Below are 14,904 nucleotides of genomic sequence, written 5' to 3'. Positions count from 1 at the left end.
GTCAGGGGAGCGGTGCGGGGTCGAGGAACCGCCTCACGACGTTCCCCATCAGCCGCGACACGTTGTTGTCGTAGTGGTTGTGCGAGAGCGCCGTGACCCAGGCGATCGACCCCGTCGAGAACACGCCGCCGCCGTTGGCCGTCGGGAAATAGACGAGATCGGCGCGCACGCGCGAGTTCTGCTCGCCGTCGAGGCCGCGGTGGAAGGTGCGGAACTCCTCCGGCGCCGGCATGCCGCCGTAGCCGATGCGGTCGGCGCTGGCGACCAGCAGCATGTCGGGTGGCGACCCCAGCTCGGGATCGGCGCGGTCGATCTCCAGACCCGCGGCGCCGCCGTTGCGGGCCCCGAAATCGCCGATCATCTCGCCGGCGGCGATGCCCTCGAACATCCACGCGACGCGCGGATCCTCGCCGTCCGGCATCCGGCGGTAGCCGGCCGACCGGTCGAACACCTGCGCGTCGAAGCCGACGCCGACCAGCCGCTGCGGCGGCCGGCCGTTGCTGCGCCACAGCCCCGCCGATTCGCCGGTGAACGCCAGATGCGCCTCGCCGGCCTCGCCCTCCCAGGTGCGCACGCCGGTGACGTCGCGGCGCACCTCGATCACGCCGGGTAGATCGCGGTGGAAGGCGATGCGCCAGTAGAAGCCGTTGCCGCCGAGATACATGTGCCGGCCGCCGGAGCGCTGGTAGGCGTCGATGGCGTCCCACATCTCGCGCGAATAGTACTCGGGATGCGACAGCGTCATGACGCAGCGGTAGGGCCGCAGCGCGTCGAGCCCGTCGCGGTGCAGATCCTCGTCGGTCACGAGGTCGTAGGCGATGCCCTTCTCCTCGAGCCAGTCGATCAGGTGCGTGTCGTTGCCGTAGTTGAAGGTGTTGCAGCGCGGACGCATGTTGAGGATCGGCCGCCGCGCGCCGCTGACGCGCCAGCCGCTGCCGTCGGCGTGCGTGTCGTAGGTCGACAGCCCGACCTCGCGGTGCTCCTGGAGGTAGAGGTCGTCGCGCGACAGCACGATCAGCCCTTCGAGCATCGACTCGGCGTGCACCTGGTCCATGCGCAACGCGCCGTTGGCGTAGGCGAGGTAGGTCGCGACCGGCGCGACGATCGCCAGTTTCGCCGCGGTGCGCCCGCGTGGCGAGCGGACGAAGAAGCCGACGTAACTCTCGACCGGATCGCCGTCGGGCGGCGCGGCGGTCATGCGCAGCGCGTAGTAGCCACCGGGCAGATCGGTCGGCACGTCGAGCATGAAGTCCGGCGACCAGGCGCAATCGACCATGTCGTCCGAACAGAAATGGATGGCGCCGTAGTGCGCCGGCAGCGACCGCCAGTCGTTGACCGTGCCGTCCCAGTTCGCGCCGGTCACGCCGCGCGCGGGGATCTGCGCGAGCCGCCCGTGCAGCCGGTTGGCGGAACGGTCGTGGATGGACAGGCCCGGGATGTCGATCGAGAAATCCCAGGCGCCGGCGAGGTCGGGATCGCCCGGCGGCGGATTGACCGCCTCGCACAGCGCGCGCATGGCGTCCGCCGTGAGTGGCGCGCGGTGGAGGCGGGGCCGGTCGAGCTTGCCGTCGAAATGCGTGGTCGTGTCCGGCGCGCTTCGGGCCGCGATCACCAGCGGCGTGTCGTCCGGCCATTCGATGCCGACGCGGGCGATGGCACGGCCGACGCAGGAACGGTCGCGGCCGGCCTGCGGGTCGAGGCTGACCTGCGTCACGCGCAGCGCGCCGCTGGCCGCGTCGTACGCGCCGTGGACGAACAGCCATTCCCGCCGTGTCACGGTGCGCTCACCGCGCGCCACCGCGACGGCGCCCTTGCCGTCGCCGACCGCGAGTTCGAGGTGGCCGTCGGCGTCGAGACCGAGGCGCCAGCCGGCCTGCGAGTCGTCGCGCCAACGGGAGATGATCGTCTGCGCCGCCGCGCCGGGCATCGTCGGCCAGATGAAGGCGCCGACGCTGAAGCCGGCGAGGCCGCGGAGGGCGCCGCGGTCGGCGACGATGGCGCAGGATCCCGGCCGGATCGGCTGGTGGCGCACCGCGTGGCGGCCGTCGATCGCGGATTTCACGGGCAGCAGTTTCAGGCCCGGCCCGGCCGGATCGGGATCACCGCAGCGCACGCGGACGAGCGCCACGTCGACCTCGCGCGGCGTCGCGCTCGACAGATGGAACGAGATCCGGCCGCCAGGCTCTACGATGTACGGGGACGCGTAGCCGAGGACCGAGGTCGTATCGATGCCGCCGAGCCGCATGTCAGCCCCCGATCGTCCGGCCGGTGAGCGCTTCCCACCGCAGCTTGAACACGTCCCACTCCGCCGCCGCCGGCGACTCGTAGGTCTTGTTGCGGAACAGCTCGATGGGTTCGCCGCGCGCGCCGGTCAGCCGGCCGAGGATCCAGCGCCGGCCCGGCTCGATCGTCACCAGCACGTAGCGGCCGCCGGGTGACTCCCAGCGCATGCGGTGCAGCAGCATCTGCAGCTCGCGACCGTGCGGTCCCTTGGGACTGCGCCGAAATTCCTCGATGAGATCGGTCCGGCCGGCGTCGACGGGGAAATGGGCGCCATCGGGCGCGTTGTTCAGCATGCGGGGTCGTCTCCTCGCCGGCCCGCGGCCGGCGCCGCCATCCTAGGGAATCCGGATGGCGGGCGCCTCGGAGATTTTCGACGACGCTGGCAACAAGAAGGGCCGCTCCCGGTTGCGGGGCGGCCCTTCCATTGTCACGGCCCCGGATCGCGCCGAGGTCCAGAATTCACGATCAGCCGGCGTCCCCGAAGGAAGCGACGACGATCCAGGTCCTGGCCGAAACGGGCCGACGATGACAATGAGACACTGGACCACCTCCTCTCTGTTGTTGGAACGGAGGCTGGATCATGGACGCGCCGGCGCCGCGCGGCAAGCGTGCGGTGCGCCGCGCACGTGTGGACACCCGCGCGGGAAGTGGTCAAAAAGCGTCGGCGCGACGGCGGCGGACGCCGGGACGTCGACGGGGATACTCGGGAACCACCATGGCGCCGCGTCACGCCGTCCTCGGCATGGACAACGCCAGCTTTTTCCACGGGGCGTCGCGCGTGTTCAGCGGCGTGTCGTTCCTGCTAGACGGCGCGCGGACGGCGCTGGTCGGCGAGAACGGCGCCGGCAAGTCGACGCTGCTGAAGTGCCTCACCGGCGAGCTCGATCTGAATGGCGGCAACGTGATCCGCTCGCGCGGGCTGCGGATCGGTAGTCTGCCGCAGGACATCCCCGACAGGCTCGCCGGATTGTCGGTGCGGCGGATCCTCGAAAGCGCGCTGGAACGGGTCGGCCTCGCCGGCGAGGATTGGCGCATCGACGTGCTGCTGGACGAGATCGGCGTCGCGCCGGAGACCGCGGAGCGCGGCTTCGGCGCGCTGTCGGGCGGCTGGCAGCGTCTGATCCTGATCGCCGCGGCGGCGCGGCTGGAGGAGCCGAACCTCCTGATCCTCGACGAGCCCACCAACCATCTCGACCTCGTCAACATCAACACGCTGGAACGCTGGCTGACGGCCGAGTTCAAGATCCCGATGCTGATCGTGTCGCACGACCGGGAGTTCCTCGACCGCGTGACGGAGCGCACGCTGTTCCTGCGGCGCGACGGGCTGCACGCGTTCAAGACGCGCTTCTCACTGGCGCGCGAGGAGCTGCTGCGCCGGGACGCCGCCGCCGCCGCGAAGAGCCAGCTCGAGGAAAGGGAGATCAAGCGGCTGGAGCAGGTGGCGGCGCGCTACAAGGCCTGGGCGGTCAAGAATCCCGATCTCAACAAGCGCAAGAACGCGACCGAGACGCGGATCGCCCGCATCGAGGCCGGACGTACGCGCGCCTACGCGCCGCGCGAGCGCCGCCTCGAGCTGAGCGACGAGGAGATCGACGCCAAGGTCGCGCTGCGCGTCTCCGGGCTCGACGTCGTCGTCCCGGGTGGCGGCCGCAAGCTGCTGACGATCGACCGCCTCGTGGTCGCCGCCGGCGACCGCGTGGCCCTGCTGGGCGCCAACGGCGCCGGCAAGTCGACGCTGCTGGCGGCGCTGGCGGGCGCCTACGACCCCGCGTCGCGGCACTACGACGGCAAGGCCGCGATCCGGTTCAACCCGTCCTGCCGCCTGGTGCATTTCGACCAGACCATGCGCGAGCTGCCGCTCGACACCGCGATCCTCGACCACGTCGCCGGCGCCGGGGGCGCGGGCGAGAGGGAGGCGATCCGTCTGCTCGCGCAGGCCGGTTTCGCCTTCGCGCGCGTTCGCGAGCCGATCGGCACGCTCAGCCACGGCGAGCGCGCGCGACTGGTGTTCCTGCGGATGAAACTGCTGCGGCCGAATATCTACCTGCTCGACGAGCCGACCAGCCATCTCGACATCGAGGGGCAGGAGGCGCTGGAGGCGCAGCTCGAGGAAACAGAGGTGTCGTGCCTGTTCGTCTCGCACGACCGGTATTTCACGCGCACGGCGGCGACGCGGTTCCTGGAGATCCGCAAGGGCCGGCTGATCGAGGTCGAGAGCGCCGACGCGTTCTTCGACGCGCAGGTCTGACGCGTCGCCGCCGGCGTGGCCCGAGGCCGGCCGGCACGCTATGCTGACGCGAGCGCGAGGATGACGGAGACACGTTGTGCGACTGGCGTCGAAAGCCTACGAGGCGGCGGATTTCGCCGCCGCGCAGGAATTCTACCACGGCAAGGGCTGGACCGACGGGCTCCCCGTCGTGCCGCCGACCGCCGACGCGGTCGTGGCCTGTCTGGAACGCGCGGCGCTGGCGCCGGACGCGGTGCTCGGGGTCGAGCCGGTGCGCGAACGTCCGTTGGTCGCGGAGAAGATCGCCGTCAACGCCGTGATGGCCGGGTGCCTGCCGATCCATTTCCCGGTCGTGGTGGCGGCGTGGCGGGCGATGCTGCGCGAGGAGTTCCTGCTGCATGGCGCCACCGCGAGCACCGGCGGCTGCGCCGTGCTGGTCGTGGTCAATGGGCCGGTCCGGCGCGCCATCGGCGCCGACGGCACGTTCAACGCGTTGGGCAACGGCGACCGGGCGACGGCGGCGATCGGCCGAGCCATCCGGCTGGGTTTGATCAATCTGCTCGACGTGCGGCCCGGCGCCATCGACCGCTCGACGCTGGGCCATCCCGGCAAGTTCACGTACTGCGTCGCCGAGGACGAGGAGGACACTTCGTGGGCGCCGCTGGCGACCCGCCGCGGCCTGCCGCCGGGGATGTCGGCCGTCACCGTCATGGCCGCGGGCGCGCCGCGCCAGATCATGAACGAGTGGACGACAAAGCCCGAGGAGATCCTCGAGACCTTCGCCGCCGAGATGCGCGCCAATCTGCGCCACTATTCCATCCATGCCGGCAACTACGCCATCGTCGTGCCCAAGCAGCTGCGCGACCACCTTCAGGACGCGGGCTGGGGCAAGACGGAGATCGCGGCCTTCGTCCACGAACGCGCGCGCATCCACCGGCGCGAATGGGCCGAGGTCGGCAAGGGCGCCGTCGTGCGCGACCGCGGTGACAGCGTCTATCCGGCGATGGAGACGGCGGACCAGCTTCTGGTGGTCGCGGCCGGCGGCCCGGCCGGCGGCTTCGGCGCCGTGATCCCGCCCTGGCTCGGCCACAAGAGCCACGCCGTCACCATGCCGCTCGACGCGCCGTAGCGCGCCGCCGGTCCGCAGATTCCACGGGAGGTTCCATGACTATCCAGATCCTCGACCCCACGCCCGAGCTCAAGACCGCCGCCGGCCTGTCGGCGCCGCGTCTGGACACGCTGCGCGGCAAGACCGTCGGCCTCGTGTCGAACGGCAAGGAGGGTTCCAAGGGATTCTTCGCCCATCTCGACGGGATGCTGCGCGAGGAGTTCGGCGTCGCCGAGGTGGTGACGCGGGTGAAGTCCAACTACAGCGCGCCGGCCGACGCGCCGATCGTGGCCGAGATGCGCCGCTGGGACGCCGTGGTCTCCGGCATAGGGGATTGAGGCAGCTGCTCATCGTGCAGTCTGCACGACGCCGTCTCCGCCGAGCGCCTGGGCGTCCCCGCCTTCGGGGTGATGACCACGCGCTTCACGACCGCCGCCGAGATCATGGCCCGCGCCCTGGGCATGACCGGCTACCGCTTCGCCGTCATCGACCACCCGGTCAGCAGCGCCACCGACGAGGGACTGCGCGCCATGGCACGTGTCGCCGCCGGCGAGGTCCGCCGCCTGCTGCTGCGGCCGTGACGGGGATCAGACGCGGGCGCCGGGTGTCAGCCCGGCGATCGCGGCCTCGGTCGCCACCTTGCCGTCCTTGACGAGGCAGATCGCCCGCCATTCACCGTCGCGCTCGTCGACCCGGATCTCGAGCGAATCGTCCCAGAAGATCGGCCGGCGGAACTGGATGTCGAGCTCGATCCCGACCGGCGCGAAACGCCGCCAGATCGCGGCCGTCAGGAAGCGCACACCCATGCCGCCGCCGATGATCGGCGCGCGGAAGCCGGCACGCCGCGCCGCGTCGGGATCGGAGTGGATCGGGTTCACGCCCTCGGAGTCGTAGGCCACGACGTTCGCGGGCGTCAGCGCGACCTCGCCGAGGACTCGCAGCGCCAGGGGATTGTCGACGATCGGCGCAGTCCGCGTGCCGGCGCCGCGCGCCTCGACCTTGGCCGGATCGGGTCGCAACGACCGCCGGCCGGACATCACGCCGGGGCGCCCGTCGGCGCCAGCGAACCAGGTCTCGCTCACGGCGACCTTGCCCCGCGGCACCTCCTCGACCGTGTGTATCGTACCCGTGACAGTGAGGCGTTCGCCGAGCCGCAGTTTGTCGCGTTGGACGAGGCGCTGCGCCATGTTGACCGTGCCGTTGGCGTGGACGCCGTTGCGGACGCCCTCCTGAATCGCGTACGAGATGAACGTCGATGGATCGACCGCGTCGCCGAACACGTCGGGATCGATGCCACAGAGCCGCAGCGCCCGATGCTCGGTCGCGGCCTCCACCGCCATCTGGCGAGGCTTGTAGGCGAGTCCGGCGTAGGGCTCGATCCAGCCGCCCGGCGGCGCCTCGATCCTCGAAGATGCGTCCACGTCGTCGCTCCGTCGGTCGCTTCGCGGCAAATATCGGAGTCCACCGCCCGCTAGTCGGCGAGCCTAGGGTGCCGATGGCCTTGGCGCAAAGCGGACATGACCGCCGGCACGCCGGGCGGGCGGTTGCCTCCGTCCGCGCGCCTGCCATGATGCGCCGCGACGGCCGGACGACGGGCCGCGACGCCATGGAGCCACGACGTGCGCCTCGAGACGCTTCTTCCGCTCGGCAAGGTCGACCCCGGTCTACGCGCGCCGGAGACGCCGCTCGATCTCCACAGCATCGCCGCCGACGCGCGCCTGCTGGAGGAAATCGGCTACGACGGCCTCGTGGTCGAGGAGACCAAGGACGATCCCTTCGTCCTGCTGGCGCTGGCGGCGCAGACCACGCGGACCTTGAAGCTCGGCACCTCCGTCGCGATAGCGTTCCCGCGCAGCCCTACCGTGACCGCGATGAGCGCGTGGACGCTCCAGAAGCTCTCCGGCGGCCGCTTCACGCTCGGCCTCGGCACGCAGGTCAAGGCGCATATCGAGCGCCGCTTCGGCATGCCCTGGTCGCCGGCCGGCCCGTGGATGCGCGAGTACGTGGCGGCCGTGCGGGCGGTGTGGGACCGCTGGCAGAACGGCACGCCGCTCGACGTGCGCGGCGCGCACTACAACATCAACCTCATGGCGCCGCTGTTCGACCCCGGTCCGATCGAGCATCCCCGCATCCCCATCCACATCGCGGCGGTCAACGCCGTGATGTGCCATGTGGCGGGCGAGGTGGCCGAGGGTATCCGTCCGCATCCCGTGTGCACGCCGTCCTACATCGAGAAGGTCATGCTGCCGGCGGCGCGCGCCGGCGCCGCCAAGGCCGGCCGCCCGCTCGACGCGTTCCAGGTCTGCATGAAGCCGCTGGTCGCGGTGGCGGCCAACGAGGCGGAGCTCGTCCCCAAGGTGCGCGACGCCCGCGCGCGGATCGCTTTCTACGCCTCGACGCCGCAATACCGCGCCGCGTTCGACCATCTCGGCCTCGGCGATCTGGCGGACCGGCTGAAGCTTCTGTCGCGGGCGCAGCGCTGGGAGGAGATGCCCCAGCACATCGACGACGAGGTGCTCCACACCTTCGTGACGATCGCGACCTACGACACGGTCGCGCGCAAGCTGTGCGACCGCTACGGCGGCGTCGTGACCAACTGCGAATTCTCGATCGCGGTGAAGAACGACGCCGATCGGGAGATTCTGCGCGGGCTCGCGAAGGACATCCAAGCCGAAGGCACCGCGCGGGCGCGGCGGACGATATCGGGCGCGGCGGCCTAGCCGGCGCCGCCATAGCAAACGGAAGGGAAACGCCATGAAACTCGGCCGCCTCGGCGTCTGGTATTCGACGGACAAGCTCGACGGTTCCCAGCTGCGCGACCTCGTGAGGACGGTCGAAGGCAACGGCTACGCGGCGCTGTGGTACCCCGAGTCGCGCGGCTACGAATCGATGTCGCTGGCGGCCTATCTGCTGTCGAACAGCGCGAAGCTGGTGGTCGGCAGCTCGATCGCCAACATCTACGCCCGCGACGCCTTCACGGCGCGCCGCGCCATGGTGTCGCTCAACGCGCTGCACGGCGACCGGTTCATCCTCGGCCTCGGCGTAAGCCATATCCCGATGGTCGAGGGCCTGCGCGGCCACCGCTACGACAAGCCGGTCGCGACGATGCGGGCCTATCTCGACGCCGTCCACAAGGACCTGCCGGCGGGCGAGGCGCCGCCGGTGGTGGTCGCGGCGCTGGGACCGAAGATGCTGGCGCTGAGCGCCGAGCGGTCGCGCGGCGCGGTGCCGTACAACGTCACGCCGAAGCACACCGCCGAGGCCGCCGCGATCCTCGGACCGTCGAAATGGCTGGCGGTCGAGCAGAAGGTGACGTTGGAGACGGACCCCGTGAAGGCCCGCGCGCTCGGCCGCAAGGAGCTGTCGCGCTACATGGTCCTGCCGAACTACCGCAACAACTGGCTGCGGCAGGGCTTCACCGAGGCCGATCTGGCCGACGGCGGCAGCGACGCCTTCATCGACGCCATGGTGCTGTGGGGCGACGCCGCCACGATCAAGCGCGGTCTGCGGGCGCATTTCGACGCCGGCGCGACGCATGTGTGCCTGCAGCCCGTCCACGCCGACGGCGATTTCGCCGCCCGCGACGCGATGCTGGCGGCGCTGGCCGACACCTGAGGACCGGCGGGGCTACAGCAGGTCGACCACGGCGTTGCGGTACCGGCGCATGGCATCGACGTGCTCGGCCATGGTCGTGCCCTTCATGCGGCGGTGGTGGTAGCCGCCGAAGGTGTTGTGCAGCGTCACGTGGGTGACGCCGGCTTTCTTCCAGAACGCGATTTCGCGGCGCCAGTCCGACTCGTCGCCGGTGCCCGTCGACGTCCAGACCTCGAGGCCGACCGAGGCGGGGTCGCGGCCCTCGGCCTCGACGTAGCGGCGCAGCTTGTCGAACTCCGCCACGGCGGCGTCGCCCGGCGGCTGCGACAGCATCATCCAGCCGTCGCCCCATTTGGCGATGCGCCGCAACGTGACGTCCATGTGGCCGCCGAACCACAGCGGGATGCTTCCCTTGGCCGGCCGCGGGTTGATGCCGGCGTCGGGCATGGTGTGCCACTTGCCCTCGAATTTCACGAACGGCTCGGCCCACAGCTTCTTCATGAGGACGACCTGTTCCTCCGACCGCTTGCCGCGGTCGTGGAAATTCTCGTTCAGGCCGGTGAACTCCAGCTCGTTCCAGCCGACGCCGACCCCGAAGCGGAAGCGCCCGCCGCTGAGCACGTCGAGGCTGGCCGCCTGTTTGGCCACCAGCGCGGTCTGGCGCTGCGCCAGGATCAGCACCTGGGTCGATAGCTCGACCTTCTCGGTGCAGGCGGCGATGAAGGCGAACGCCACGAAGGGGTCATGGAAGAGTTGCGAGGCGACCGGCCGTCCGGTGGGCGCCTTCGCGCCGCCGAGCACATGGTCGGCCAGGGTCAGGCCGTCGTAGCCCTCGGCCTCCGCGAGCTGCGCGTATTCCCGCACGGTCGGGCCGTCGCCACCGATATCGCCGAAGGGCAGGGCGATTCCAAGTCGCATGGTCGTTTCCTCGCTTTGGCGGTTTGCCTGCGGGGCGGCAGTCTATAGATTTCCGCGCTCGGAACCACGGCGCCGGACCCACCCGGCGCGGGGCGGGAGGCGGCGCGGTGCTCAAGCTCGGATACAAGGCCTCGGCGGAGCAGTTCGCGCCGGGCAAGCTGCTGGAATTCTCGTGCCTGGCGGAGGAGACCGGCTTCGAGTCGGTGTTCGTCAGCGACCATTTCCAGCCGTGGAAGCACGTCGACGGCCACGCCCCGTTCTCGCTGGCGTGGCTGGGCGCGCTGGGCGCGCGCACGTCGCGCATCGTCATGGGCACCAGCGTGCTCACGCCGACGTTCCGCTACCACCCATCGATCGTGGCGCAGGCGTTCGGCACGCTGGGCTCGATGTTCCCGGGCCGCGTCATCCTCGGTATCGGCACCGGCGAGTCGCTCAACGAGGTGCCCTCGACCGGCCAGCCCTGGCCCGAGTTCAAGGAACGCTTCGCGCGCATGCGCGAGGCCGTGACCCTGATCCGCACGCTGTGGACGCAGGAGCGGGTCAGCTTCGAGGGCCAGTACTACCGCACCGAGAACGCCACCATCTACGACCGGCCCGACGCGCTGGTGCCGATCTACGTGGCGGCCGCCGGCGCGCTGGTGGCGCGCTACGCCGGCCGCTCCGGCGACGGCTTCATCTGCACCAGCGGCAAGAAGAAGGAGCTCTACACCGAGACGCTCCTCCCGAAGGTGGCCGAGGGTCTGGCCGCCGCCGAGAAGCCCTCGGACGGCTACGACCGCATGATCGAGGTGAAGGTGTCGTTCGACACCGACAAGGAGCGGGCGCTCCAGGACACGCGGCACTGGGCCGCGCTGGCGCTGACGCCCGAGGAGAAGATGACGGTCGAGGATCCGGTCGAGATGCAGCGCCTCGCCGACGCGCTGCCGCTGGAGCGCGCCGCCAGCCGCTGGATCGTGTCGAGCGATCCCGACGAGCATGTCGAGCGCATCGGCTACTATGTCGGTCTCGGCTTCCACCACCTCGTGTTCCACGCGCCGGGGCCCGACCAGGCGCGCTTCCTGCGGCTCTATGGCGAGCACGTGCTGCCGCGATTGCGCAAGCGGTTCGGTTGACGGGACGGAGCGGCGGCATGGACCGGACGGGCGGCGTCGAGATCATCGCCGTGCCCGGCGTGCCGCTTGTGCGCGCCGGCGACGACCTCGCGGCGCTGATCGCGGATGGATTGACGCGCGGCGGAATCGTCCCGCGTACCGGCGACGTGCTCGTGGTCGCGCAGAAGGTCGTGTCGAAGGCCGAGGGCCGGATGGTCGACCTCGCCACTGTCACGCCGTCCGCCGAGTCGGTGGCGCTCGCGGAGACGACGCAGAAGGACCCGCGTCTGGTGCACCTGATCCTGTCGGAGGCCGTCAGGGTCGTGCGCGCGCGGCCGAACGTGCTGATCGTCGAGCACCGCCTCGGCTTCGTCATGGCGAACGCCGGCATCGACCAGTCCAATGTCGCCAATCCCGATGGCCCGCAGATGGCGCTGCTGCTGCCGGTCGATCCCGACGGCAGCGCCGAGACGCTGCGCGCGGCGCTGTCGCGGCGCTTCGGCGCCAGGCTGGCGGTGATCATCAACGACAGCTTCGGGCGCGCCTGGCGCCGCGGCACCGTCGGCGTCGCGCTCGGCGCCGCGGGACTGCCGGCGCTGATGGATCTGCGCGGCGATCCCGATCTGTTCGGCCGCACGCTGCAGGTCAGCATCACAGGCCACGCCGACGAGATCGCCGCCGCCGCGTCGCTGGTCCAAGGGCAGGGCGCCGAAGGCCAGCCCGTCGTCGTCGTGCGCGGATTGTCGTGGCGTGGCGCGCCGACCGGCGCGGCCGAGCTGGTCCGGCCGGCCTCGGAGGACATGTTCCGATGAGCGGCGGGTTGGTGGTGGCGCTGTCCGGCGGCGTCGGCGGCGCCAAGCTGGCGCTCGGCCTGAGCCGGGTGCTGCCGCCCGACGAGCTTCTGGTGATCGCCAACACCGGCGACGATTTCGAGCATCTCGGCCTCAGCGTCTCGCCCGATATTGACACGCTGACCTACGCGCTGGCTGGCATCGACAACCCGGCCACCGGCTGGGGACGGCGCGACGAGACCTGGTCCTTCATGGAGGGCCTCGCGGCGCTGGGCGGCGAGGACTGGTTTCGCCTCGGCGACCGCGATCTCGCCACCCATGTCGAGCGCACCCGTCGGCTGCGCGCCGGCGCCACCCTGTCCGAGGTCACCGACGATTTCCGCCGCCGGCTCGGGATCGGCGCGCCCATCGTGCCGATGACCGACGACCGCGTGCGCACGCGCGTGCGGACGGATGCCGGGTGGATCGACTTCCAGGATTATTTCGTGCGCCAGCAATGCCGGCCGGTGGTGCGCGAGCTGGCGTTCGAGGGCGCCGCGCAAGCGCGTCCGCAAGCCGCGGCGATCGCCGCGTTGCGGGCTGGCGGCGTGCGCGCGGTGGTCGTCTGCCCGTCCAACCCGTTCATCAGCGTCGAGCCGATCCTGGCGCTTCCGGGCATGCGCGAGACCATCCGCGGGAGCGGCGCGCCCGTGGTGGCGGTGTCGCCGATCATCGGCGGCGCGGCGGTCAAGGGTCCGACCGCGAAGATGATGTCGGAACTCGGCCTCGAGGTCAGCGCGGCCGCGGTCGCGCGGCGCTACGGCGACCTGCTCGACGCCTACGTCGTCGACCACACAGACGCCGAAGGCGTCGCGGACCTGGGCATCACAGTCGCCTCCACCCGGACGTTGATGACGACGCTGGAGGACCGCGAGACGCTGGCGCGCGTCGCGCTCGACGCCGCAGACGCCGCGCGCCGCCCCGGATGAGCGCCGGTGGCGACATCTGGGCCGTCATCCCGGTCAAGGAGTTCGACGGCGCCAAGCACCGGCTGTCGGGCTTGCTGTCGCCGGATCAACGCCGCGCGCTCGCCGAGACGATGCTGACGGACGTTCTCGACGCCGTCGCCGCCGCGCGCCGCCTCGCCGGCGTGATGGTCGTGACGCTGGAGCCGAGGGCCCGTGCGCTCGCCGAACGGATCGGCGCGCGGGTCGAGACCGAGGGCGCGCGCGACGGCCACACCGGCAGCGTCACGGCGGGACTGCGGATTCTCGCCCGCGAGGGACGCGGTGGGATGATCACGATGCCCGGGGACATCCCGGCGGCCACCGGAGCGGAGATCGACGCGGTGCTGGCCGCCCACCTGCCGGCGCCGTCGTTCACCATCTCGCCGGCGCACGACGATCTCGGGTCGAACGCCGTCGTTTGCTCGCCGCCGGATTCGGTGCCGCTTCGGTTCGGCGAGGATAGCTATTTCCCCCACCTCGACGCCGCCCGCCGGCAGGGCATCGAGCCCGTGGTGGTCCGCCAGCCCGGTATCGCCATGGATATCGACCATCCCGTCGATCTCCGGACCTTCCTGCGGCTGCCGCAGTCGCGGGGCACGCGCACGCGGGCGCTGCTGGAGGGGTTCGGACTGGAGTAGGGGCGGCCGGCTTGGGCGCGCGCCCCTTCCATCCGAGTCGGCGCGTGGTATAGGGGCTGCCTTCCTAGGAGGACTTGTGGGATGACTGTGCGCGCGGGTCGAGAGTTCCTGGCGATTCCCGGGCCGACGGTGGTGCCGGACGAGGTGCTGCGGGCGATGCACCGGCCGGCGGTGGACATCTATTCCGGTCCGCTGCTTGCGCTGACCGACGGCCTGCTGCGCGATCTCGGCCGCGTGTTCAACACCAAGGGCCGGACCTACATCTACATCTCCAACGGCCACGGCGCCTGGGAGGCGGCCCTCACCAACACCCTGTCCAAAGGCGACAAGGTCCTGGTGCTGGAGAGCGGCCGTTTCGCGATCGGCTGGGGCGACGCCGCCCGCCGCATGGGCGTCGAGGTCGAGGTCCTCCAGGGCGGCATGCGCCGGGCGGTGCGGCCGGCCGAGGTCGAGGCGCGGCTGCGCGCGCCGACAAGGGCGGCACGATCAAGGCCGTGCTGGTGGTGCAGGTCGACACCGCCTCGGGCGTCGTCAACGATATCGCCGCGATCGGCCAGGCTATCCGCGCCGCCGGCCACGAGGCGCTGCTGATGGTCGACGCGGTGGCGTCGCTGGGCTGCATGCCGTTCGAGATGGACGCCTGGGGCGTCGACGTCGCGATGTCGGGTTCGCAGAAGGGCATGATGACGCCGCCGGGCCTCGGCCTGGTCGCCGCCAACGACCGGGCGCGCGCGGCGCACAAGAAGGCCGGGCTGCGGACGCCCTACTGGGACTGGACGGAGCGCGAGGGCGACCAGCACTACCAGAAATACGCAGGCACACCGCCCGAGCACCTGCTGTTCGGCCTGCGCCAGGCGATCGACATGCTGTTCGAGGAGGGCCTCGACAACGTGCACCACCGCCACCGCCTGCTGGCGGAGTCGGTGCGGCGCGCGGTCGGCGTGTGGTCCGAGGGCCAGGCCATCGGCTTCAACATCGTCGAGCCGTCGGAGCGCTGCGACACCGTCACCACCGTGCTGACCACCGGCCACGATCCGGAGAAGCTGCGGGCCTATTGCAACACGAAGTGCGGCGTCGTCCTCGGCCACGGCATCGGCGACCTGTCGGGCAAGGCCTTCCGGATCGCGCACATGGGCCACGTCAACGCGCCGATGATCCTGGGCACGCTGGGCGTCGTCGAGACGGCGCTGGGCGCGCTGGGCGTGCCGCACGGCAAGGGCGGCACGCAGGCGGCGATAGACTGGCTGGCCGCCGAGGTGGCGCCGTAG

At 71.1% G+C, this 14,904-nt stretch carries 14 protein-coding genes and 1 pseudogene; 11 read left to right on the top strand and 4 right to left on the bottom strand.

What is annotated here, in order from left to right; all coding sequences use genetic code 11:
- Position 1 precedes the first annotated feature (1 nt).
- Positions 2-2,245: a N,N-dimethylformamidase gene (locus IPK81_04140; GenBank protein ID QQS13444.1), complete on the bottom strand. Its 2,244-nt coding sequence runs from the start codon at positions 2,243-2,245 to the stop codon at positions 2-4.
- A 1-nt stretch (position 2,246) separates the two neighbouring features.
- A complete protein-coding gene (locus tag IPK81_04135) occupies positions 2,247-2,576 on the bottom strand; it encodes a hypothetical protein (GenBank protein QQS13443.1) in 330 nt (109 codons plus the stop codon).
- Positions 2,577-2,998: 422 nt separating this feature from the next.
- Here IPK81_04135 and IPK81_04130 point away from each other — a divergent pair, with 422 nt between their 5' ends.
- From IPK81_04130 to IPK81_04115, 4 genes are all read left to right on the top strand, one after another.
- Positions 2,999-4,531: an ABC-F family ATP-binding cassette domain-containing protein gene (locus tag IPK81_04130; GenBank protein QQS13442.1), complete on the top strand. Its 1,533-nt coding sequence runs from the start codon at positions 2,999-3,001 to the stop codon at positions 4,529-4,531.
- A gap of 82 nt (positions 4,532-4,613) precedes the next feature.
- On the top strand, positions 4,614-5,639 hold the full coding sequence (locus IPK81_04125; GenBank protein QQS14948.1) for a hypothetical protein: 1,026 nt from the start codon (positions 4,614-4,616) through the stop codon (positions 5,637-5,639).
- 35 nt (positions 5,640-5,674) lie between these two features.
- Positions 5,675-5,956, top strand: coding sequence for a hypothetical protein (locus IPK81_04120; protein QQS13441.1), 282 nt, complete (start codon positions 5,675-5,677; stop codon positions 5,954-5,956).
- A 72-nt stretch (positions 5,957-6,028) separates the two neighbouring features.
- Positions 6,029-6,199, top strand: coding sequence for a hypothetical protein (locus IPK81_04115; protein ID QQS13440.1), 171 nt, complete (start codon positions 6,029-6,031; stop codon positions 6,197-6,199).
- A 6-nt stretch (positions 6,200-6,205) separates the two neighbouring features.
- Here IPK81_04115 and IPK81_04110 read toward each other — a convergent pair whose 3' ends face one another.
- Positions 6,206-7,039, bottom strand: a complete 834-nt coding sequence (locus IPK81_04110; protein ID QQS13439.1) for a hypothetical protein — start codon at positions 7,037-7,039, stop codon at positions 6,206-6,208.
- A 198-nt stretch (positions 7,040-7,237) separates the two neighbouring features.
- Here IPK81_04110 and IPK81_04105 point away from each other — a divergent pair, with 198 nt between their 5' ends.
- Complete coding sequence (locus IPK81_04105) at positions 7,238-8,338, top strand: TIGR03617 family F420-dependent LLM class oxidoreductase (GenBank protein QQS13438.1); 1,101 nt, start codon at positions 7,238-7,240, stop codon at positions 8,336-8,338.
- Between the two features lie 34 nt (positions 8,339-8,372).
- Complete coding sequence (locus IPK81_04100; GenBank protein QQS13437.1) at positions 8,373-9,233, top strand: TIGR03620 family F420-dependent LLM class oxidoreductase; 861 nt, start codon at positions 8,373-8,375, stop codon at positions 9,231-9,233.
- Positions 9,234-9,245: 12 nt separating this feature from the next.
- On the opposite strand, the gene IPK81_04095 is transcribed toward IPK81_04100, so the two are convergent.
- Entirely contained in the window at positions 9,246-10,130 is an 885-nt protein-coding gene (locus IPK81_04095; protein ID QQS13436.1) for an LLM class F420-dependent oxidoreductase, read from the bottom strand.
- 107 nt (positions 10,131-10,237) lie between these two features.
- Between IPK81_04095 and fgd the strand changes: the two genes are divergently transcribed.
- The 5 genes and pseudogenes from fgd to IPK81_04070 all read left to right on the top strand — a co-directional run bounded on the left by fgd (position 10,238) and on the right by IPK81_04070 (position 14,904).
- On the top strand, positions 10,238-11,242 hold the full coding sequence (fgd, locus tag IPK81_04090; GenBank protein QQS13435.1) for a glucose-6-phosphate dehydrogenase (coenzyme-F420): 1,005 nt from the start codon (positions 10,238-10,240) through the stop codon (positions 11,240-11,242).
- 17 nt (positions 11,243-11,259) lie between these two features.
- Positions 11,260-12,033, top strand: a complete 774-nt coding sequence (gene cofE / locus IPK81_04085; GenBank protein QQS13434.1) for a coenzyme F420-0:L-glutamate ligase — start codon at positions 11,260-11,262, stop codon at positions 12,031-12,033.
- Entirely contained in the window at positions 12,030-12,980 is a 951-nt protein-coding gene (locus tag IPK81_04080; GenBank protein QQS13433.1) for a 2-phospho-L-lactate transferase, read from the top strand. The genes cofE and IPK81_04080 overlap by 4 nt, the downstream gene beginning before the upstream one ends.
- On the top strand, positions 12,977-13,636 hold the full coding sequence (gene cofC, locus IPK81_04075) for a 2-phospho-L-lactate guanylyltransferase (GenBank protein QQS13432.1): 660 nt from the start codon (positions 12,977-12,979) through the stop codon (positions 13,634-13,636). Before IPK81_04080 ends, cofC begins: the two co-directional genes overlap by 4 nt.
- Before the next feature lie 81 nt (positions 13,637-13,717).
- Positions 13,718-14,904, top strand: a pseudogene (locus IPK81_04070) (alanine--glyoxylate aminotransferase family protein).

The organism is Rhodospirillales bacterium (assembly GCA_016699855.1).
Classification (GTDB): Bacteria; Pseudomonadota; Alphaproteobacteria; order Reyranellales; family Reyranellaceae.
This window is presented reverse-complemented; position numbering and strand designations above follow the sequence as displayed.

Coding starts and splice junctions, on each gene's coding strand:
- IPK81_04140 (QQS13444.1), bottom strand. CDS start 2,245: ATGCGGCTCGGCGGCATCGATACGACCTCGGTCCTCGGCTACGCGTCC.
- IPK81_04135 (QQS13443.1), bottom strand. CDS start 2,576: ATGCTGAACAACGCGCCCGATGGCGCCCATTTCCCCGTCGACGCCGGC.
- IPK81_04130 (QQS13442.1), top strand. CDS start 2,999: ATGGCGCCGCGTCACGCCGTCCTCGGCATGGACAACGCCAGCTTTTTC.
- IPK81_04120 (QQS13441.1), top strand. CDS start 5,675: ATGACTATCCAGATCCTCGACCCCACGCCCGAGCTCAAGACCGCCGCC.
- IPK81_04115 (QQS13440.1), top strand. CDS start 6,029: ATGACCACGCGCTTCACGACCGCCGCCGAGATCATGGCCCGCGCCCTG.
- IPK81_04100 (QQS13437.1), top strand. CDS start 8,373: ATGAAACTCGGCCGCCTCGGCGTCTGGTATTCGACGGACAAGCTCGAC.
- IPK81_04095 (QQS13436.1), bottom strand. CDS start 10,130: ATGCGACTTGGAATCGCCCTGCCCTTCGGCGATATCGGTGGCGACGGC.
- cofE (QQS13434.1), top strand. CDS start 11,260: ATGGACCGGACGGGCGGCGTCGAGATCATCGCCGTGCCCGGCGTGCCG.
- IPK81_04080 (QQS13433.1), top strand. CDS start 12,030: ATGAGCGGCGGGTTGGTGGTGGCGCTGTCCGGCGGCGTCGGCGGCGCC.
- cofC (QQS13432.1), top strand. CDS start 12,977: ATGAGCGCCGGTGGCGACATCTGGGCCGTCATCCCGGTCAAGGAGTTC.